General features: G+C 48.9%; 14 protein-coding genes. 8 read left to right on the top strand and 6 right to left on the bottom strand.

Features of this window, described 5'->3' with window-relative positions; genetic code table 11:
• The first annotated feature begins 235 nt into the window (after positions 1-235).
• The 7 genes from glnA (at position 236) to A3K86_RS23040 (ending at position 9240) form a co-directional block, all read left to right on the top strand.
• Complete coding sequence (gene glnA / locus A3K86_RS00765) at positions 236-1645, top strand: glutamate--ammonia ligase (RefSeq protein WP_068326198.1); 1410 nt, start codon at positions 236-238, stop codon at positions 1643-1645.
• A gap of 123 nt (positions 1646-1768) precedes the next feature.
• Entirely contained in the window at positions 1769-2368 is a 600-nt protein-coding gene (locus A3K86_RS00760; protein ID WP_068326196.1) for a DUF4124 domain-containing protein, read from the top strand.
• Between the two features lie 138 nt (positions 2369-2506).
• Positions 2507-3571: a nitrogen regulation protein NR(II) gene (gene glnL / locus A3K86_RS00755; RefSeq protein WP_068326312.1), complete on the top strand. Its 1065-nt coding sequence runs from the start codon at positions 2507-2509 to the stop codon at positions 3569-3571.
• Between the two features lie 60 nt (positions 3572-3631).
• Positions 3632-5032 carry a nitrogen regulation protein NR(I) gene (gene glnG, locus A3K86_RS00750; RefSeq protein ID WP_068326193.1) on the top strand — a complete coding sequence of 467 codons (1401 nt, stop codon included), beginning with the start codon at positions 3632-3634 and terminating at the stop codon, positions 5030-5032.
• A gap of 157 nt (positions 5033-5189) precedes the next feature.
• Positions 5190-7754, top strand: coding sequence for a bifunctional diguanylate cyclase/phosphodiesterase (locus A3K86_RS00745; protein ID WP_068326190.1), 2565 nt, complete (start codon positions 5190-5192; stop codon positions 7752-7754).
• Positions 7755-7834: 80 nt separating this feature from the next.
• The gene (gene add, locus A3K86_RS00740; protein WP_068326189.1) at positions 7835-8839 is read left to right on the top strand and encodes an adenosine deaminase; all 1005 of its coding nucleotides are present in this window, start codon (positions 7835-7837) and stop codon (positions 8837-8839) included.
• A 272-nt stretch (positions 8840-9111) separates the two neighbouring features.
• Positions 9112-9240: a hypothetical protein gene (locus tag A3K86_RS23040; protein ID WP_269747589.1), complete on the top strand. Its 129-nt coding sequence runs from the start codon at positions 9112-9114 to the stop codon at positions 9238-9240.
• 84 nt (positions 9241-9324) lie between these two features.
• On the opposite strand, the gene hemN is transcribed toward A3K86_RS23040, so the two are convergent.
• The 5 genes from hemN to A3K86_RS00715 form a co-directional block, all read right to left on the bottom strand.
• Entirely contained in the window at positions 9325-10698 is a 1374-nt protein-coding gene (gene hemN / locus A3K86_RS00735) for an oxygen-independent coproporphyrinogen III oxidase (RefSeq protein WP_068326188.1), read from the bottom strand.
• A 152-nt stretch (positions 10699-10850) separates the two neighbouring features.
• Positions 10851-11318 (bottom strand): DUF2489 domain-containing protein, encoded by a 468-nt coding sequence (locus A3K86_RS00730; protein WP_068326310.1) that lies wholly within the window; start codon positions 11316-11318, stop codon positions 10851-10853.
• A 12-nt stretch (positions 11319-11330) separates the two neighbouring features.
• On the bottom strand, positions 11331-11870 hold the full coding sequence (gene yihI, locus A3K86_RS00725) for a Der GTPase-activating protein YihI (protein ID WP_068326186.1): 540 nt from the start codon (positions 11868-11870) through the stop codon (positions 11331-11333).
• Entirely contained in the window at positions 11870-12511 is a 642-nt protein-coding gene (locus A3K86_RS00720) for a class I SAM-dependent methyltransferase (protein WP_068326184.1), read from the bottom strand. The genes yihI and A3K86_RS00720 overlap by 1 nt, the downstream gene beginning before the upstream one ends.
• Positions 12512-13361: 850 nt before the next feature.
• Positions 13362-13979: a c-type cytochrome gene (locus A3K86_RS00715; protein ID WP_068326181.1), complete on the bottom strand. Its 618-nt coding sequence runs from the start codon at positions 13977-13979 to the stop codon at positions 13362-13364.
• Positions 13980-14135: 156 nt separating this feature from the next.
• Here A3K86_RS00715 and yihA point away from each other — a divergent pair, with 156 nt between their 5' ends.
• Positions 14136-14819, top strand: coding sequence for a ribosome biogenesis GTP-binding protein YihA/YsxC (gene yihA / locus A3K86_RS00710; protein ID WP_068326174.1), 684 nt, complete (start codon positions 14136-14138; stop codon positions 14817-14819).
• Positions 14820-15566: 747 nt separating this feature from the next.
• Here yihA and spfP read toward each other — a convergent pair.
• Complete coding sequence (spfP, locus tag A3K86_RS23170) at positions 15567-15614, bottom strand: small protein SpfP (protein WP_438616993.1); 48 nt, start codon at positions 15612-15614, stop codon at positions 15567-15569.
• Between the last annotated feature and the right edge of the window lie 137 nt (positions 15615-15751).

Below are 15751 nucleotides of genomic sequence, written 5' to 3'. Positions count from 1 at the left end.
GGTAATACACGCACTGCAAGCGTGAATCGCCACGAACGCACCACATTGGTGCGGACATTCACCACAACAGTGCAGAAATGGATTCTTTTTGCTGTCAAAGCACCAAAAAAGGGCGGTTTGACGGCATTTAAAACTTGGCACAGTTTTCGCTTTACTCATTTCAGACGCTCATTACCCGAGCTTGAATTAAGTTTTTGCGGCGGTTGCCCAATCTTAACACCGGAGGTTACTCAAGATGTCAGTTGAAAACGTACTCGCGCTGATCCAGGAAAATGAAGTTAAATTCGTCGACCTACGCTTTACCGATACTAAAGGTAAAGAGCAGCATATCTCTATTCCTTCCCACCAAATCGATGCCGACTTCTTTGAAGAAGGTAAAATGTTCGATGGTTCTTCAGTAGCGGGTTGGAAAGGCATCAATGAGTCAGACATGGTGATGATGCCAGACGCATCAAGCGCTGTATTAGACCCATTCACCGAAGATGCAACTCTTAACCTTCGTTGTGACATCCTTGAGCCTGCAACCATGCAAGGCTACGACCGCGACCCTCGCTCTATCGCTAAACGCGCAGAAGATCACATGCGTGCTATCGGCATCGCTGATACCGTACTGATTGGTCCTGAGCCAGAATTCTTCCTATTCGACGACGTGAAGTTTGCGACAGATATGTCGGGTTCATTCTTCAAAATCGATGATGTAGAAGCAGCATGGAACACAGGTTCTGACATCGACGGCGGTAACAAAGGTCACCGTCCGGGCGTGAAAGGCGGTTACTTCCCAGTAGCACCTGTTGATTCTTCACAAGACATCCGCTCTGCAATGTGTCTGATCATGGAAGAAATGGGTCTAGTCGTTGAAGCACACCACCACGAAGTGGCTACTGCGGGTCAAAACGAAATCGCAACCCGCTTTAACACCCTAACGACTAAAGCCGATGAAATCCAAGTGTACAAATACGTTGTACACAACGTGGCTCACGCGTTCGGTAAAACTGCGACCTTCATGCCAAAACCACTGGTTGGCGATAACGGTTCAGGCATGCACGTTCACCAATCACTAGCCAAAGACGGTGTAAACCTGTTTGCGGGTGACAAGTACGGCGGCCTATCTGAAATGGCGCTTTACTACATCGGCGGTATCATCAAGCACGCTCGTGCGATCAACGCCTTTGCCAACCCAGCAACCAACTCGTACAAGCGTTTGGTACCTGGTTTTGAAGCACCTGTAATGCTGGCTTACTCAGCACGTAACCGTAGTGCTTCTATCCGTATCCCTGTGGTACCAAGCCCGAAAGCACGTCGTATCGAAGTTCGCTTCGGTGACCCAGCAGCAAACCCATACCTATGCTTTGCTGCCATGCTAATGGCTGGTCTTGACGGTATTCAGAACAAGATCCACCCAGGCGAAGCCATGGATAAAGATCTGTACGACCTTCCTGCGGAAGAAGCGGCAGAGATCCCAACCGTTGCTTACTCACTAAAAGATGCCCTAGACGAGCTAGATGCTGACCGTGAGTTCCTAACAGCCGGCGGCGTGTTCTCAAATGACTTCATCGACTCTTACATCGAGCTAAAATCGCAAGACGTAGAGAAAGTGAACATGACCACGCACCCACTTGAGTTTGAACTTTACTACTCAGTATAAGTAACTAACAAACTCGTTAATAAATAAGACTTCGACCCGCCTCACAGGCGGGTCGTTTTATTATTGCCTGATCGATCCGAGCCGCTAATCTCTGAACACTCAACTGTTTTTCGGGATGCAACCGTGACCAAACCTTGGCGAACACTCTTCTCTGTGCTGCTCTTTTTCACATTGGCAACACCTTGTGTGCACGCCAAAATCTACACTTGGACCGACGAAAACGGTGTGGTGCACTTTTCCGATCAACCCAACCCACAGGCCAAAGAGCTGAAAATCGATGTGCCACCGCCATCGAAGAAAGCACCGACAACCGCCCCGACAGCCACAAGTCAATCCCAAGGCGAGCGCCATCTGCTGTTTGATACCGAATTACCGAAACACACCACCCCATCCAGCATCCAAATTATGTCGCCGCTGCACCAGCAAACCATTCGTAACAACGAAGGCATCATTACTGTCTCAGCTGTTGCGAATCGAGCGATGGATAAAGGCCACACCGCACGGCTATACCTTGATGGCAAAGCCCACGGTAAAGCACAAACCCGCCTCGACTGGCGTTTGGTCAACATCGACCGTGGCAGCCACCAGCTACAGGTTAAGTTATTAAAATACGGCAAGGTTATTGCATCGTCAGAGAAGATCACTGTCTTCTTGCATCGTGCATCACGCTTGCACCCAAAAGGGCCACCCGTGCCGATGCCTAAGCCCCACAAAGGGCTCTAGCGAACACGCGGCATCTTCCGCTATCACAATGCTGGCAGACAGGTTACACTTAATTGCACCAATATAGTGCAAAGCGAATGACTTGGGTTTTCCACGCATAACGCGATATTAAGGAAGAGAATCGTGACAGCCGAATTGATGCCGCATACCGTCGATCATTTAATCCTGGATAACCTGGTCACCGCCGTGACCCTGCTCGACGACAACCTTCAGATCCGCTACGTCAATCCAGCAGCCGAGCAACTGTTCGCCTCAAGCCAGCGTCGCCTGCAATTCAGCTATTTCCCCGATTTGTTGCAACACACTTCACTCGATTTCGATTTGGTGCAAACCCGACTGCAAAACGGACAAGGGCTGGCGGACAGTGAAGTCACCTTTGTGATCGATGGTCGTCACCATACCCTTGAGCTCAACGCTAGCCCTATGGTTTGGCACCATGAATCGCTGATTTTGCTTGAACTCAAGCCTATCGATCAGCAAAAACGGATCAGCCAAGAGCAAAACCAATACGCTCAACAACAGGCAGCCAAAGAATTGGTGCGTGGCTTAGCCCATGAAATCAAAAATCCACTGGGCGGGTTACGCGGCGCCGCTCAACTGCTTGAGAAAACCTTACCCGATCCCAGCTACACCGAATACACCCAGATGATCATTGAGCAAGCCGATCGGCTGCGCAATCTGGTCGACCGCTTACTGGGCCCGCAACGTCCCGGTAGTCGTCAGGTCGATAACATTCACGTGGTATTGGAAAAAGTGCGGCAACTGATCAGCGTTGAAAGTGGGGAGCGCCTAACGATTGAGCGCGACTACGACCCGAGCTTGCCCGATTTTATGATGGATCCCGAGCAGCTTGAGCAAGCACTGTTAAATATCATCAGTAACGCGGCACAAGCGCTACAACAGACCGAGTCGCCTAACCTTGAGCCGCCGCGCATTACCTTGAAAACCCGTACTGCGCACCAAACCTTGATCCACGGTCAACGTTATCGGGTCGCGGCCCAAATCGACATTATCGATAACGGCCCTGGGATCCCGCGCGATATTCAAGACACCCTGTTCTACCCCATGGTCACCGGACGCGATGGCGGCACCGGACTGGGGCTGTCGATAGCGAGAAACTTAATCGACCAACACCAAGGTAAAATCGAAGTGGTAAGCTGGCCCGGTCATACCCAGTTTTCTATCTTCTTACCGATCAAATAATCACAAACAACATCAGACCAATAACATACAACCGATAACCACACATTTTCAGGAGGCAGAATGAGCAAAGGAATGATTTGGGTCGTCGACGACGACAGCTCGATCCGTTGGGTACTGGAACGTACCTTAAACGCTGCTGGCATGCGCTGCGAAACCTTTGCCGATGCCGACAGTGTGATTGCGGCTTTAGAACGTAGCGTACCCGATGTTTTAGTCTCCGACATTCGTATGCCGGGCACCGACGGGCTGACCTTGCTCAAATCACTACACCAAGATTACCCAAGCCTGCCGGTGATCATCATGACCGCCCATTCAGATTTGGATGCAGCGGTAAATGCTTACCAAGAAGGGGCATTCGAGTACTTACCCAAACCGTTTGATATCGACGAAACCGTCAGCTTGGTCGAGCGCGCAGTGAGTCACAGCCAAGAACAAAAACGGCAGCAGCCTGCCCCAGAGAGTAAACCCGCGCCTGAAATCATCGGCGAAGCTCCAGCGATGCAAGAGGTGTTTCGCGCCATTGGCCGTCTCTCCCGTTCATCGATTTCAGTGCTGATCAACGGTGAATCCGGTACAGGTAAAGAGCTGGTTGCCCAAGCCTTGCACCGTCATAGCCCGCGCAAAGCCCAGTCGTTTATTGCCCTGAATATGGCGGCGATCCCCAAAGATTTGATCGAATCAGAGCTATTTGGTCATGAGAAAGGGGCGTTTACAGGTGCCAATAGTGTGCGCCAAGGGCGCTTTGAACAAGCAAACGGCGGGACTCTATTCCTTGATGAAATTGGTGATATGCCACTCGATATTCAAACTCGCTTACTACGAGTTCTAGCTGATGGGCAGTTTTACCGAGTAGGCGGCCACTCACCCGTGAATGTTGATGTGCGGATCATTGCCGCGACCCACCAAAACCTCGAACGTTTGGTGGCGGGTGGCGATTTTCGTGAAGACTTATTCCACCGCCTCAATGTCATTCGCGTACACTTGCCCGCGCTCAAAGACCGCCGTCAGGATATCCCACAGCTAACACAGCACTTTTTACAACGGGCAGCAGATGAGCTAGCAGTGGAAGTAAAAACCTTGCACCCAGCAACAGAAGCCGCGTTAACCGAACTCGATTGGCCGGGGAATGTCCGTCAGTTGGAAAATACCTGTCGCTGGTTAACCGTGATGGCCAGTGGCTCAGAGATTTTACCGAGTGATTTACCGCCAGAGCTGAACCAAGACAGTGCACCCGTAGCTGCCAGCGATGATCCGAATTGGCATCACGCTTTGGCACAGTGGGCACAACAAGCGCTCAAACAAGGTGAACATGATCTCCTGAGCGATGCCTTGCCGGCGTTTGAAAAAATATTGCTGACCACAGCACTAGAGCACACTCAAGGTCATAAACAAGAAGCCGCCAAGCTCCTCGGGTGGGGGCGTAATACCTTAACGCGTAAGCTCAAAGAGCTCGATCTATAACAACCATCTAAGGCCGGAAAGCGATTCACGACGCTATCTGAACAAACCGCGTAGAAAAACCAAACAAAATGCGCGGTTTTCCCACGCGGAATATTGCATCGTTTTATAAAAAACGCCACTATTCTGACTTAAAGACTGCACGACATTAAAAATAATAATGACACGCCTCCCATTGATCACTCTTCGCACCGCAGTAATGTTGCCTTTTACCTTAATTCTGCTTCTTACAGTTGGGGTGATCGCGATTGCGCAGCATAATAGTTACGAGCGCATGCTATCGGAGGTCAGTAACAAGCTTCTGTCGTCTTACACCAAAAATATCAGTAACGATCTCAAATTATTCCTCGGCGACCCGTTCAATATCAACGTCACTCTCGCTGATAGTATTCAACGTCACCAACTGTACCAACCACCGCAATTGACCATTTTGGAAGGCTACTTATTTGATGCCATCTCCTTCCTCTACAACGGTCAACAGCAAATCAATACCATTGCCTTTGCCAGCGAAGACGGTCACTTAGTCGGATTTCGTAAAGAGCCCAACAACCAGTATGCCTTGTTGCTCAAAGACCAACGCACCGCAAACGACCTCTATATTTTTGCGGGCAACAGTTATCACCACCCTAGCAGTCACCAGATCAAAAACTACAACCCTCTGACCCGCCCTTGGTATGCCCCCTTTGCCAAAAGCCAGCAAGCGGGTTGGTCGGCGGTGTATAACAACATGGATGAGAACCAGACCCTGACCATTTCCGCGGTCTCGCCGGTGATGCAGCACGATACCCTAATTGGGATCACCGTTACTGATATTAACCTCAGCCATATCAAACAGTTTCTGATCGACGAAGCGAGTGCATCGACGGGCATGATTTACATCATGGATGAGCAAGGCTTATTAGTCGGCACCTCTGACAATAGCCCTATTCTCGGAGACGGACTCGACCGCCTGATCCCAGCAGCCAGCTCATCGCCTTTAATTGCCGCCAGCGGAGATTACATCCAACGCCAGCAACTACGCGAACAAGCGCTCACCAAAGGCTTTGCTTTTTATCATCAAGGTAACCGCTATTTTAGCCGCATCACCCCTTATCAAGACCCATACGGCTTAAACTGGTATATCGTAGTCACCACCCCAGAAGACGATTTGCTCGGACAACTGCCCGATCAACAAATGATGGGCCTCATTGCTGCACTACTACTGGGTGGCGGTGGCTTATGCCTAGGGCTCGTGATCTTAGGCCGCATTACCCGCCCGATCACCGAAATTGCCGATGCCTCGAAAAAACTCACCGAGTACCATTGGGATATCCCTGTCAGCTCTGGGGGCTCACTCAAAGAAACCCAGCAACTCATCAGCGCCATTAAATCCATGTCGCGCCGCTTACAGCATTCTTTTAGCTCACTGCGCCAACATGTGCTGTACGATAACCTGACAGGCTTACTGAGCCAACAAGGCTTGGTCGATACCACCAACAGCTTACGTAACGGCAGCCAAGGGAGCTTGGTGTTAGTCGGGCTCAAATCCTTCCGCAACATTAACGACAGCCTCGGCCACATCAATGGTGACCAACTACTAATCCAAATCACCGAGCGTTTGCAGCAAGTCTTGCCGACCGAGATCATCGTCAGCCGAGTCGGACGCGATGAGTTTGCCCTGTTTAGCACCGAATTGGTCACCCCGCAGCAAATCGAGTCCCTAGCCCAGCAGGCACTGGCTATCTTCCATCGTCCGTTTATCGTCGATGGCATTGATGTCATGCTCCGCGCCCGAGCGGGGATTGTGCGAGGGCGATTACCAGAAAATGGCATTAATGAATGGGTGCGTAACGCGAGCCTCGCGCTCAGTCAGGCCAAGCAGCAAGAGCACCCGCTGTTTTGTCACTATCAATCCAGCTTGATGACCGCCTCTATCGAGCAAACTCGGTTAACCGCGGAGTTAAAACGTGCACTCGATAACGATGAGTTCGAGGTCCATTACCAACCATTGATCAACTTAACCCAGCAGCGAATTTGTGGCGCTGAAGCGCTGATCCGTTGGCGTAGCCCTAGCCGTGGTCTAGTGCCACCCAACAAATTTATTCCACTGGCGGAAGACAACGGGATGATCATCGATATTGGTCATCGGGTTCTGCACCAAGCCTGCCAGCAAACGGCGGAACAAATTCGCCAAGGACGCTGGCCGCAAGATTTCATGCTGCATGTCAATCTGTCGGTGTGCCAGCTACTGCAAGCTGGCTTTATCGAGCAGTTAGAAGCGGTATTGGAAACCACCCAACTCCCAGCCGCCAACTTAACGCTAGAAGTCACCGAATCACGATTAGTAAGCCAGCCCTTGCTGACCACCCATATCTTGAATCATGTCCGTCAGCTCGGGATCCACATCGCCATCGATGACTTTGGTACAGGCTATTCATCACTGGCTTACCTGACTCAGCTACCGTTCGATAGCCTCAAAATTGATCGCTCGTTTGTCAACGAGATGATGGAGAACGACAACTGCTGCTCAGTCGTAGCGGCGATCATCACCATCGCCAATAACTTCCACGCTGATATTGTGGCTGAAGGGGTCGAAACGGCGGCGCAAGCCGAGAAGCTGACGCAATTAGGGTGTCGCTACGCACAAGGTTTTTATTACGCCAAGCCGCTGCCGTTGTCACAATGGTCAACAGATATGGTAAATAACCCACAAAAGAGTGACTTGGTGATGGAATATCCGCGCTGACTATACTGATAGTATTTTCCGCTTTGCGTATACTATCGCACCACACTTGACTCGGACTTCAACTCAGGGCTGTTATAACTATGATTACTAAGCACCTTCCGCTGACAGATATTCACCGCCACCTCGACGGTAATATCCGCATCCAGACTATTCTCGAACTAGGCCAAAAATTTGGTATGACCCTACCAGGCCACGATATCGAATCACTACGTCCTCACGTTCAAATCGTAGAAGCTGAGCCTAGCTTGGTAGCGTTCCTATCGAAACTCGATTGGGGTGTGGCGGTATTGGGCGATCTTGATGCATGTCGCCGCGTCGCTTACGAGAACGTAGAAGATGCCCTGAACGCACAAATCGATTATGCCGAATTGCGTTTCTCACCTTACTACATGGCAATGAAACACAACTTGCCAGTTGCGGGTGTCGTTGAAGCTGTCGTCGACGGTGTAAAAGCGGGCTGTCGTGACTTCGATGTTCAAGCCAACCTGATCGGTATTATGAGCCGTACCTTTGGTACCGACGCTTGTCAGCAAGAGCTAGATGCTCTATTAACGCAAAAAGACAACTTAGTGGCGATTGACTTAGCCGGTGATGAACTTGGTCAACCAGGCGAGCAATTTGTTAACCACTTCAAACAAGTGCGTGACGCTGATCTTCGTGTAACGGTGCACGCAGGTGAAGCGGCAGGGCCGGAAAGCATGTGGCAAGCTATCAAAGAGCTAGGTGCTGTGCGTATTGGTCACGGTGTGAAAGCAATCCACGATCCAAAACTGATGGATTACCTTGCTGAGCACAACATCGGTATCGAGTCGTGCCTAACCTCTAACATCCAAACCAGCACGGTCGCTTCGTTCGACAGCCACCCAGTGAAGCAATTCTTGGATCACGGCATCTTGGCGTGTCTGAACACCGACGACCCAGCAGTAGAAGGTATCGAGCTACCATACGAATACGAAGTAGCAGCACCAAAAGCCGGACTAAGCCAAGTGCAAATTCGCCAAGCTCAAGAAAACGGCCTAACGCTATCATTCTTGTCTGATAGCGAAAAACAAGTACTTAAAGCAAAAGTCGCGGATCGCGCTTAATCATCTTCTGATAGCGCCAGCAAATCTGCTGGCGCCCTTTCCGCTCTTAACCATTTATCTCGCCAGATAAACATTTTTTATCCAGCCATAACACTTCCTACTGTAATTGCTAAAACTGCTGATTTATTGCGCAAAAGCAGTTTTCACCGCCATGAATTCACGTAGAATACCGCCACTTTTCGATTTTCAGGGTCACGTCCGCGTGGCTGAAAGACTCAGTTACCCCCAATTGGGCGCGCAACTGGGAAAGTTATCATTGTGGAGACACGTTCATGCTTGAGAGTTTAATGTCTGCGAGCGTGGCGATGCCGGCCGTCAGTGATTTGGCTGCAGGTGGTATTAACCATTTTGCTGCTGGGGTGCTGGCGCTGATCGCCGCCGTTAACATGTTTTCGAATTAATTAGCTTAACGGCTAAAAAATTCGAAATAAAAAGGCCGTGTTATCTGAGATAACACGGCCTTTTTGTATGCTTTTCTTGCTCGCTTAAATCACACGAGAGAACTGCTGTTGACGCGCACGGTCACGCAGGTATTTGTCAAAACACATGCAAATGTTACGGATCAGCAAGCGACCTTTCAGCTCAACAAAAATCAGATCGTCACTCACCGTCACCAACTCATCGTTAATGAAGGTTTGTAGCAATTCAAGGTCTTCAGCAAAGTAGCTATCAAAGTCGAGGTCGAACTGCGCTTCAATCGCTTTCTTATCAAGCTGGAAGTTACAGATCAGCGCTTTGATCACTTCACGACGCAGTAAATCATCGGCATCGAGTCCAACACCTTTCCACAGTGCATGCTCATGATCAGCCACGTCCGCGTAATAAGCTTTCAGCTCTTTTTGGTTCTGCGCGTAACAGTCACCAATCATGGAAATCGCTGACACCCCAAAGCCCAACAAATCACACTCACCTTGAGTGGTGTAGCCTTGGAAGTTACGGTGCAAAATGCCTTCACGCTGAGCAACCGCTAACTCGTCTTGTGGCAGGGCAAAGTGATCCATACCAATAAACTGGTAACCCGCACCAGTCAGGGTCGCAATGGTATCTTGCAGCATCGCCAGTTTTTCTTTTGGCGCTGGTAGCAAGTCATCTTTGATTTTACGCTGGGCAGCAAACAGTTTTGGCATGTGGGCGTAGTTAAACACCGACAAACGACCCGGTTGCATTTCCAGCACTTGCTTTAACGTCTCAGCAAACAAGGCTTGGTTTTGCATTGGCAAGCCATAAATCAAATCCAAGTTGGTTGAGCGAAAGCCCAATTCTTTGGCACGCTTCACCATCGCAAAAATGAATGCTTCATCTTGCTCACGGTTCACCAGCTTTTGCACTTCTTTGTTGAAGTCCTGCACCCCGATACTCAGGCGGTTGAAGCCTTCGCTACGTAGGTGATCCAGCATATCCAGCTCGATTTCACGTGGATCCACTTCAATACTGATTTCAGCATCAGCATCAAAGCTAAATTGGTCGCGCAGCATGGTCATCAAACGGCTAACCTGCGCCTTAGTAAGGAAAGTTGGTGTACCGCCACCCCAGTGGAGTTGGCTCACCTGACGTTGACCGAACGCTTTCGCGCGGTGACGAATTTCCTGCTCTAGGACATCAAGGTATTGATCGGCTTTGTGCTGATGGCGGGTAATGATTTTATTACAGCCACAGTAGTAACAAAGCTTGTGACAAAACGGGATGTGCACATACAACGACAGTTTACGCTCTGGGTATTGAGCGCAAGCGGTATCAAACTCCGCCTCGGTGAAGCCTTCATGAAACTCCAACGCGGTTGGGTAAGAAGTGTAGCGAGGACCCGAATAGTTATACTTTTCGATCAGGGCCTGATCCCAAATAATCTGCTCGTTCGACATTGCGGATTCCAATTGTGTAGGGCTTGGATTTGCGGGTTAGTGTGCCACAAGTTAATAAAGATGTAGAACACTTACGAGTTATATACCCAAGCAAACCTTGTTCGCTTGGGTATAAGCAGCGTCATTTCACCTTGGCTAACAAAGCGAAATCGTTACTTTTTTGCGAGGATGGCATCAAGCTCAAGCATGATACTGTCTTGCAAACGCGCTTCAGCTTTCATGCGGATCAAATCCAATTGCATGCGCTCTTTTTTCTGGATGGTCTGACGCGCTTCACCGCGTGGCATGTCTTTCACCACGTGATAAAGCTCGTTCATTGCAGGGTAAGTCGCAGCAAAATCTAATGCCGCATCGCCCTGCAAGACTTCCATCAACTTATACAGTCGAATCGAGACTTCCGACATATCACACTGCGCCTGTTTACCTGCATCAGCAATAATAAACACGCTATCCATAATTGTAGCATTGCGCTGGTCACGCTTTTGCTCCTGCTCTGCTTCAGCACGAGCAAGGAAGGCTTTGTGGCGTTGTGTCTGTTGATACAACTTAAACAACAAATAGCCCGCGTAACAGGCCAATACCGCGACGATGCTTCCGCCGAGTCCTAACCACAGTGTCATATCTTGCAAGGGTTACTCCTTGTCGAAGTCGTCGTAATCCATGTTTTCAAACTGGGCCAGCAGATCGTCATCAGACTGCGGGCCTTTTGCCACAGGCTGCTCGTCAAACTCTGGCTGTTCTTCTTCAAGTAGACCCAGCTGTTTCATTAGCTGTTCGATACGGTCCAGTTTCTCATCCACTTGTTTTTGCAGACCAGCACCTAGCGATTCACCCGCTTCAAGGCGATCCAACAACACCATTAGTTGTGCATCGTTCTCAAGCATCGCGAGTTCTTGCTCAGCGCTCATGCGACGTTCTTTTTTGGTCTTCGGCTTGTTATCGACTACCAATGGAATTGGCTTCTTACTGCCTAGACGAGGGTCACGCGCTTTGCCTGAACCTTTTTTCTGCTCATCGATAGCAGCTGAGTGGCGGCTACCTGATTTTAAACCTTTACGCTTTTTGTCTTTCTGACGCTTACGCGCTTCAAGTTCCAATTGGGTTGTCGACTTCTCACGGTATACCGCTGGGCCTTCGCTACCGATCTTGCGACTCTTTCTCTTACGGGTCATTACTGGGTTTTCCTCAGCAAAATTACATCATTGCCAACAAATTCTACTTCCAGCTCGTCGCGTTGCGCTAAAAAGCGAAACGTCTCACGACTGAAGAAGCTCACATGGGTTGGGTCGTTTTTGTAGTGCCAACGAGCAAACTCGTCCGCACTTGTTGCTAGCTTGGTCATGATCCCCAGCCAACCGCCGGGTTTAACCATAGAGACTAGCTGCCCCCATTCCTTAGCAGGCGTGTTAAAGTGCTCAATGGCCTCAGTACAAGTCACAAAATCATAGCGTTGCGCTAATACTGCCGGCTCATTAGCAAAATAAGGGTCATATATCGCCACATTATACCCTATCTCACTCAACATTACGGATAATGTCGGCCCTGGACCACTACCAAAATCCAATCCAGATAAAGGCGGTGATGCCAAGCGTTCAGCCAAAGGGGCGGCTAAGCGGTTGAGGAAACGGCGATACCCCTGATCTTCAGGGTTATTTTCGTGCTGCTGGTACACAGCAAGCTCTTGCTCGGGAGTCAGTTTGGCGGCCGGATCGGCAAAAATCAGCTGGCACTTAGGGCACTGGAAATAAGCGCGAAGACGATCTTGCGCATAAGTGGCTGTGGAAGCATGGTGACACAAGGGGCACGCTGACATGGTGACTCACTCTCAAAGCAAAGAATGGGCGGAAACATAACAGAAAGCCAATAAAGAAAAAAGCGACAGACTTTCGCCTATCGCTCGATGATTTGCCATTGCTGGCTCAATTCTGTCTCGTCATCCGTAACTATTCGAGAAACTTCCCGGTCCGACAATGATCCTTTTGTTATTGGTGCTTTCCCTGCCAAACGTTGTTGTTCTTCATCATCCTGATGAATTTTCAGCGTCCCCACACTACCTTGTGCATGTCAGCTTATCCTAAGCTGGCTATCCTTTAGCTTGTTACCATCCTGATAACCAATGTCACCATCCATGTGGACACACGTTCCGTCGTGTATCTGATCTCACGCTAACGCGTAATCCTTGAGTCCCGTCGTGGGTTTCCTATCGCATCTTGCGAACCTATCGGTCATCCAGACCAGACTCCGTGTATTCCTTTGAGCTCCTGCTCAAGCCAATCATTGGCGCTTCCTATTTCCTGTGTCGTACTCCCTGTCGACATGGGTAACTTTACGCCAATCCCGAACTCAAACAAGGCAGTCAAAACACTCACTCAAGCAGCAATATGATCGCAACACAGCTAAAACATTGAAAAATAACAAAACAAGCCATTGAGTGAGCAATTTTTTCAGCCTGAATACCCTATTCAAATGGCGGATCTCTTACAAAGCGCTGCGCTTTCAGCGATCGACCACGGTTACCGACAGACTTGGCACCACATTGAATGGGGTTATAAAGGATGAACGCCACGTCAGAAAGGTGATAGCTGACAACAAAAAGCCCACCCGCAGCCGAAACTACAGGTGGGCTATCAATCGGGGTGATTGATTCTAGGTAGGGCTAGGATTTAGTGCAGACCGCCAACGTATTGTGACAAAGCGGTAATTTCCCCGTCGGTGAGCTTCGCTGCCACCGAGCGCATCATGGCATTCATATCATTGTGGCGCTGACCAGCTCGGAATTTTTCAAGCTGCAATTTCACGTATTCCGCATTTTGCCCCGAGATTTTCGGGAAACCTGACAAGCTGGTGCCATTACCACGCGGACCATGGCAAGCCGTACACGCAGCAATGCCACGTTCAGCATCACCGTAACGGTAGAGTTGCTGACCCACTTCAATCGACGATTCTGGGGTCGTGTTATCCGAAATTGGCAGCGAGGCATAGTAAGCCGCAAGATCTGCCATGTCCTGCTCAGACAATGGCATCGCCATCGCACTCATTACAGGATCGTTACGACCTTGTTTACCACCCGAGGTGACACCCAGTTTGAATTCTTTAAGCTGTTTTTCTAAGTAGCCAGGATGTTGGCCAGAGAGTTTAGGGTATTGCGTCATAATGCCGTTTCCATCGGCACCATGGCAGGCAGCACAAGTCGCTGCTTTGGCTTTACCGGCTTCCGCGTCCCCTTGGGCCCAGGCTGAGCAACTGGCAAGAAGAGACAATATCAGTGCTAATTTCTTCATGACATTCCGTTTATAATTATTGAGCTTCCAGTACCACAAGTAATGCTCAGCCACATGGTATACAATCGACCACAAACCGAGCACGGTTAAACACATTTTACACAATTTCACATAAAAGTAATCAGTCGACTACATAAAGACTTGACGGAGTTAACAGTGAATCAACTTCTCAACTATAGAAATACACGTTTCATCACAAGTGCGCCGGATATTCGTCACTTACCAACCGACAGTGGCGTTGAAATCGCATTTGCTGGTCGCTCAAATGCAGGTAAGTCGAGCGCGTTAAACCGCCTGACTGACCAAAAGAGCTTAGCGCGTACCTCTAAAACTCCTGGTCGTACTCAGCTGATCAACATGTTCGAAGTAGTACCGGGTTGTAACCTTATCGACTTACCAGGTTACGGTTTTGCGCAAGTTCCGCTTGAGATGAAAAAGAAGTGGCAAAAAGCGCTGGGTGAATACCTACAAAAACGCGAATGTCTGCAAGGTTTGGTGGTATTGATGGATATCCGTCATCCAATGAAAGATCTTGACCAACAGATGATCCACTGGGCAGTCGAAAGCCGTCTACCAGTGCTAGTGCTACTAACTAAAGCCGACAAACTGAAAAGCGGCGCACGTAAGCAGCAACTGATGAAAACCCGCAAAGACGCGCTAACCTTTGGTGGCGATGTACAAGTGGAGTTCTTCTCATCACTAAAAGGTCTGGGCGTTGACCAAGTGCGCGCCAAACTGACCGAGTGGTTTGCACCAGAGCTTGAGCGTCAACACGCGCTATTAGCCGATGAAGATGAAATGCAGATCGATAATGATGCTTTTGATGGTGACGGCGAATAAGCCACACGATTGAGAGATCAAAATATAGCTCTAAGGATGGGGCTATAAAAATTCCCCACCAGCTTGGTGGGGCAACGGGAGAGAAATAGGAGGTTTTTATTTTTGTCCAAAAAGGATCAATGATTTCCCCCCCCAACGCAAGTTTTTTGTCCGACCTTTCTTGGCTTTTGCAATAGCCACACCTCAGGTTTCATCACCCTCTTACAGACAAAACATCACTTTTTAGTGACTTGAGCAACAAAACCGCCTGAGTTGTTTTATACAGAAAATTAACTTATTACCAACTAGGTCAATAGCACCCAGCACCTGTAATTAAATTACAAAAAGCCAAATTTCAGGCAAAAAAAAGCCACCGCTAAAATGTGGGTGGCGATTTCATTTATTTGCGAGCAAGGCAATCGATAATCACCTCGCTTCGGACAAATATGAACAAGAAGCTGACGCTATTATACCCGAAGATTATTCAAGTTAAAGTAATTACTCTAATTTTTATCTATCACATAACCCATTGATATTATTAAGAGATAAGTGAAACCACGCTGCAATGGCAACTTAAGTTGACGAATTCATCAACAATCACGGTAAATTTGCTTTAATAACAAGCAATAACGAGCGTAATCGCCTTAAATACACAAGCGCTATCAATCAGGAAATCAGAACGAAAAAAAGAAGGGGGAATTTGAAATTGAGGGCATTTTTCTTTGACCCAATAAAAAACGCCCCGGTCAAATGACCAGGGCGGCTGAATCAGCCAAATCCAATAACGTGAAACAAAAGGTCTGAAAGATAGAACATCTTACCTCTGTACCCTACGCCGTTAACTGTACAACAAACGTTCAGATAATGAAAGAGGATTTCGTTATTTTTTTTCACAATACTGTAATTAGGTTTTACAAACCGTTGTGAAAACATCCTTTTTTCAACAAAAAAAA

This window comes from Photobacterium jeanii (assembly GCF_001650345.1).
GTDB classification, from domain to species: Bacteria; Pseudomonadota; Gammaproteobacteria; order Enterobacterales; family Vibrionaceae; genus Photobacterium; species Photobacterium jeanii.
The sequence above is the reverse complement of the archived record's forward strand: the minus strand, read 5'-3'. Positions and strand labels throughout refer to the sequence as shown.

What these genes read in the sequence shown, in the direction of transcription:
- glnA (WP_068326198.1), top strand. Translation starts at nt 236, where the DNA reads ATGTCAGTTGAAAACGTACTCGCGCTGATCCAGGAAAATGAAGTTAAA.
- glnL (WP_068326312.1), top strand. Translation starts at nt 2,507, where the DNA reads ATGCCGCATACCGTCGATCATTTAATCCTGGATAACCTGGTCACCGCC.
- glnG (WP_068326193.1), top strand. Translation starts at nt 3,632, where the DNA reads ATGAGCAAAGGAATGATTTGGGTCGTCGACGACGACAGCTCGATCCGT.
- A3K86_RS00745 (WP_068326190.1), top strand. Translation starts at nt 5,190, where the DNA reads ATGACACGCCTCCCATTGATCACTCTTCGCACCGCAGTAATGTTGCCT.
- add (WP_068326189.1), top strand. Translation starts at nt 7,835, where the DNA reads ATGATTACTAAGCACCTTCCGCTGACAGATATTCACCGCCACCTCGAC.
- A3K86_RS23040 (WP_269747589.1), top strand. Translation starts at nt 9,112, where the DNA reads ATGCTTGAGAGTTTAATGTCTGCGAGCGTGGCGATGCCGGCCGTCAGT.
- hemN (WP_068326188.1), bottom strand. Translation starts at nt 10,698, where the DNA reads ATGTCGAACGAGCAGATTATTTGGGATCAGGCCCTGATCGAAAAGTAT.
- A3K86_RS00730 (WP_068326310.1), bottom strand. Translation starts at nt 11,318, where the DNA reads ATGACACTGTGGTTAGGACTCGGCGGAAGCATCGTCGCGGTATTGGCC.
- yihI (WP_068326186.1), bottom strand. Translation starts at nt 11,870, where the DNA reads ATGACCCGTAAGAGAAAGAGTCGCAAGATCGGTAGCGAAGGCCCAGCG.
- A3K86_RS00720 (WP_068326184.1), bottom strand. Translation starts at nt 12,511, where the DNA reads ATGTCAGCGTGCCCCTTGTGTCACCATGCTTCCACAGCCACTTATGCG.
- A3K86_RS00715 (WP_068326181.1), bottom strand. Translation starts at nt 13,979, where the DNA reads ATGAAGAAATTAGCACTGATATTGTCTCTTCTTGCCAGTTGCTCAGCC.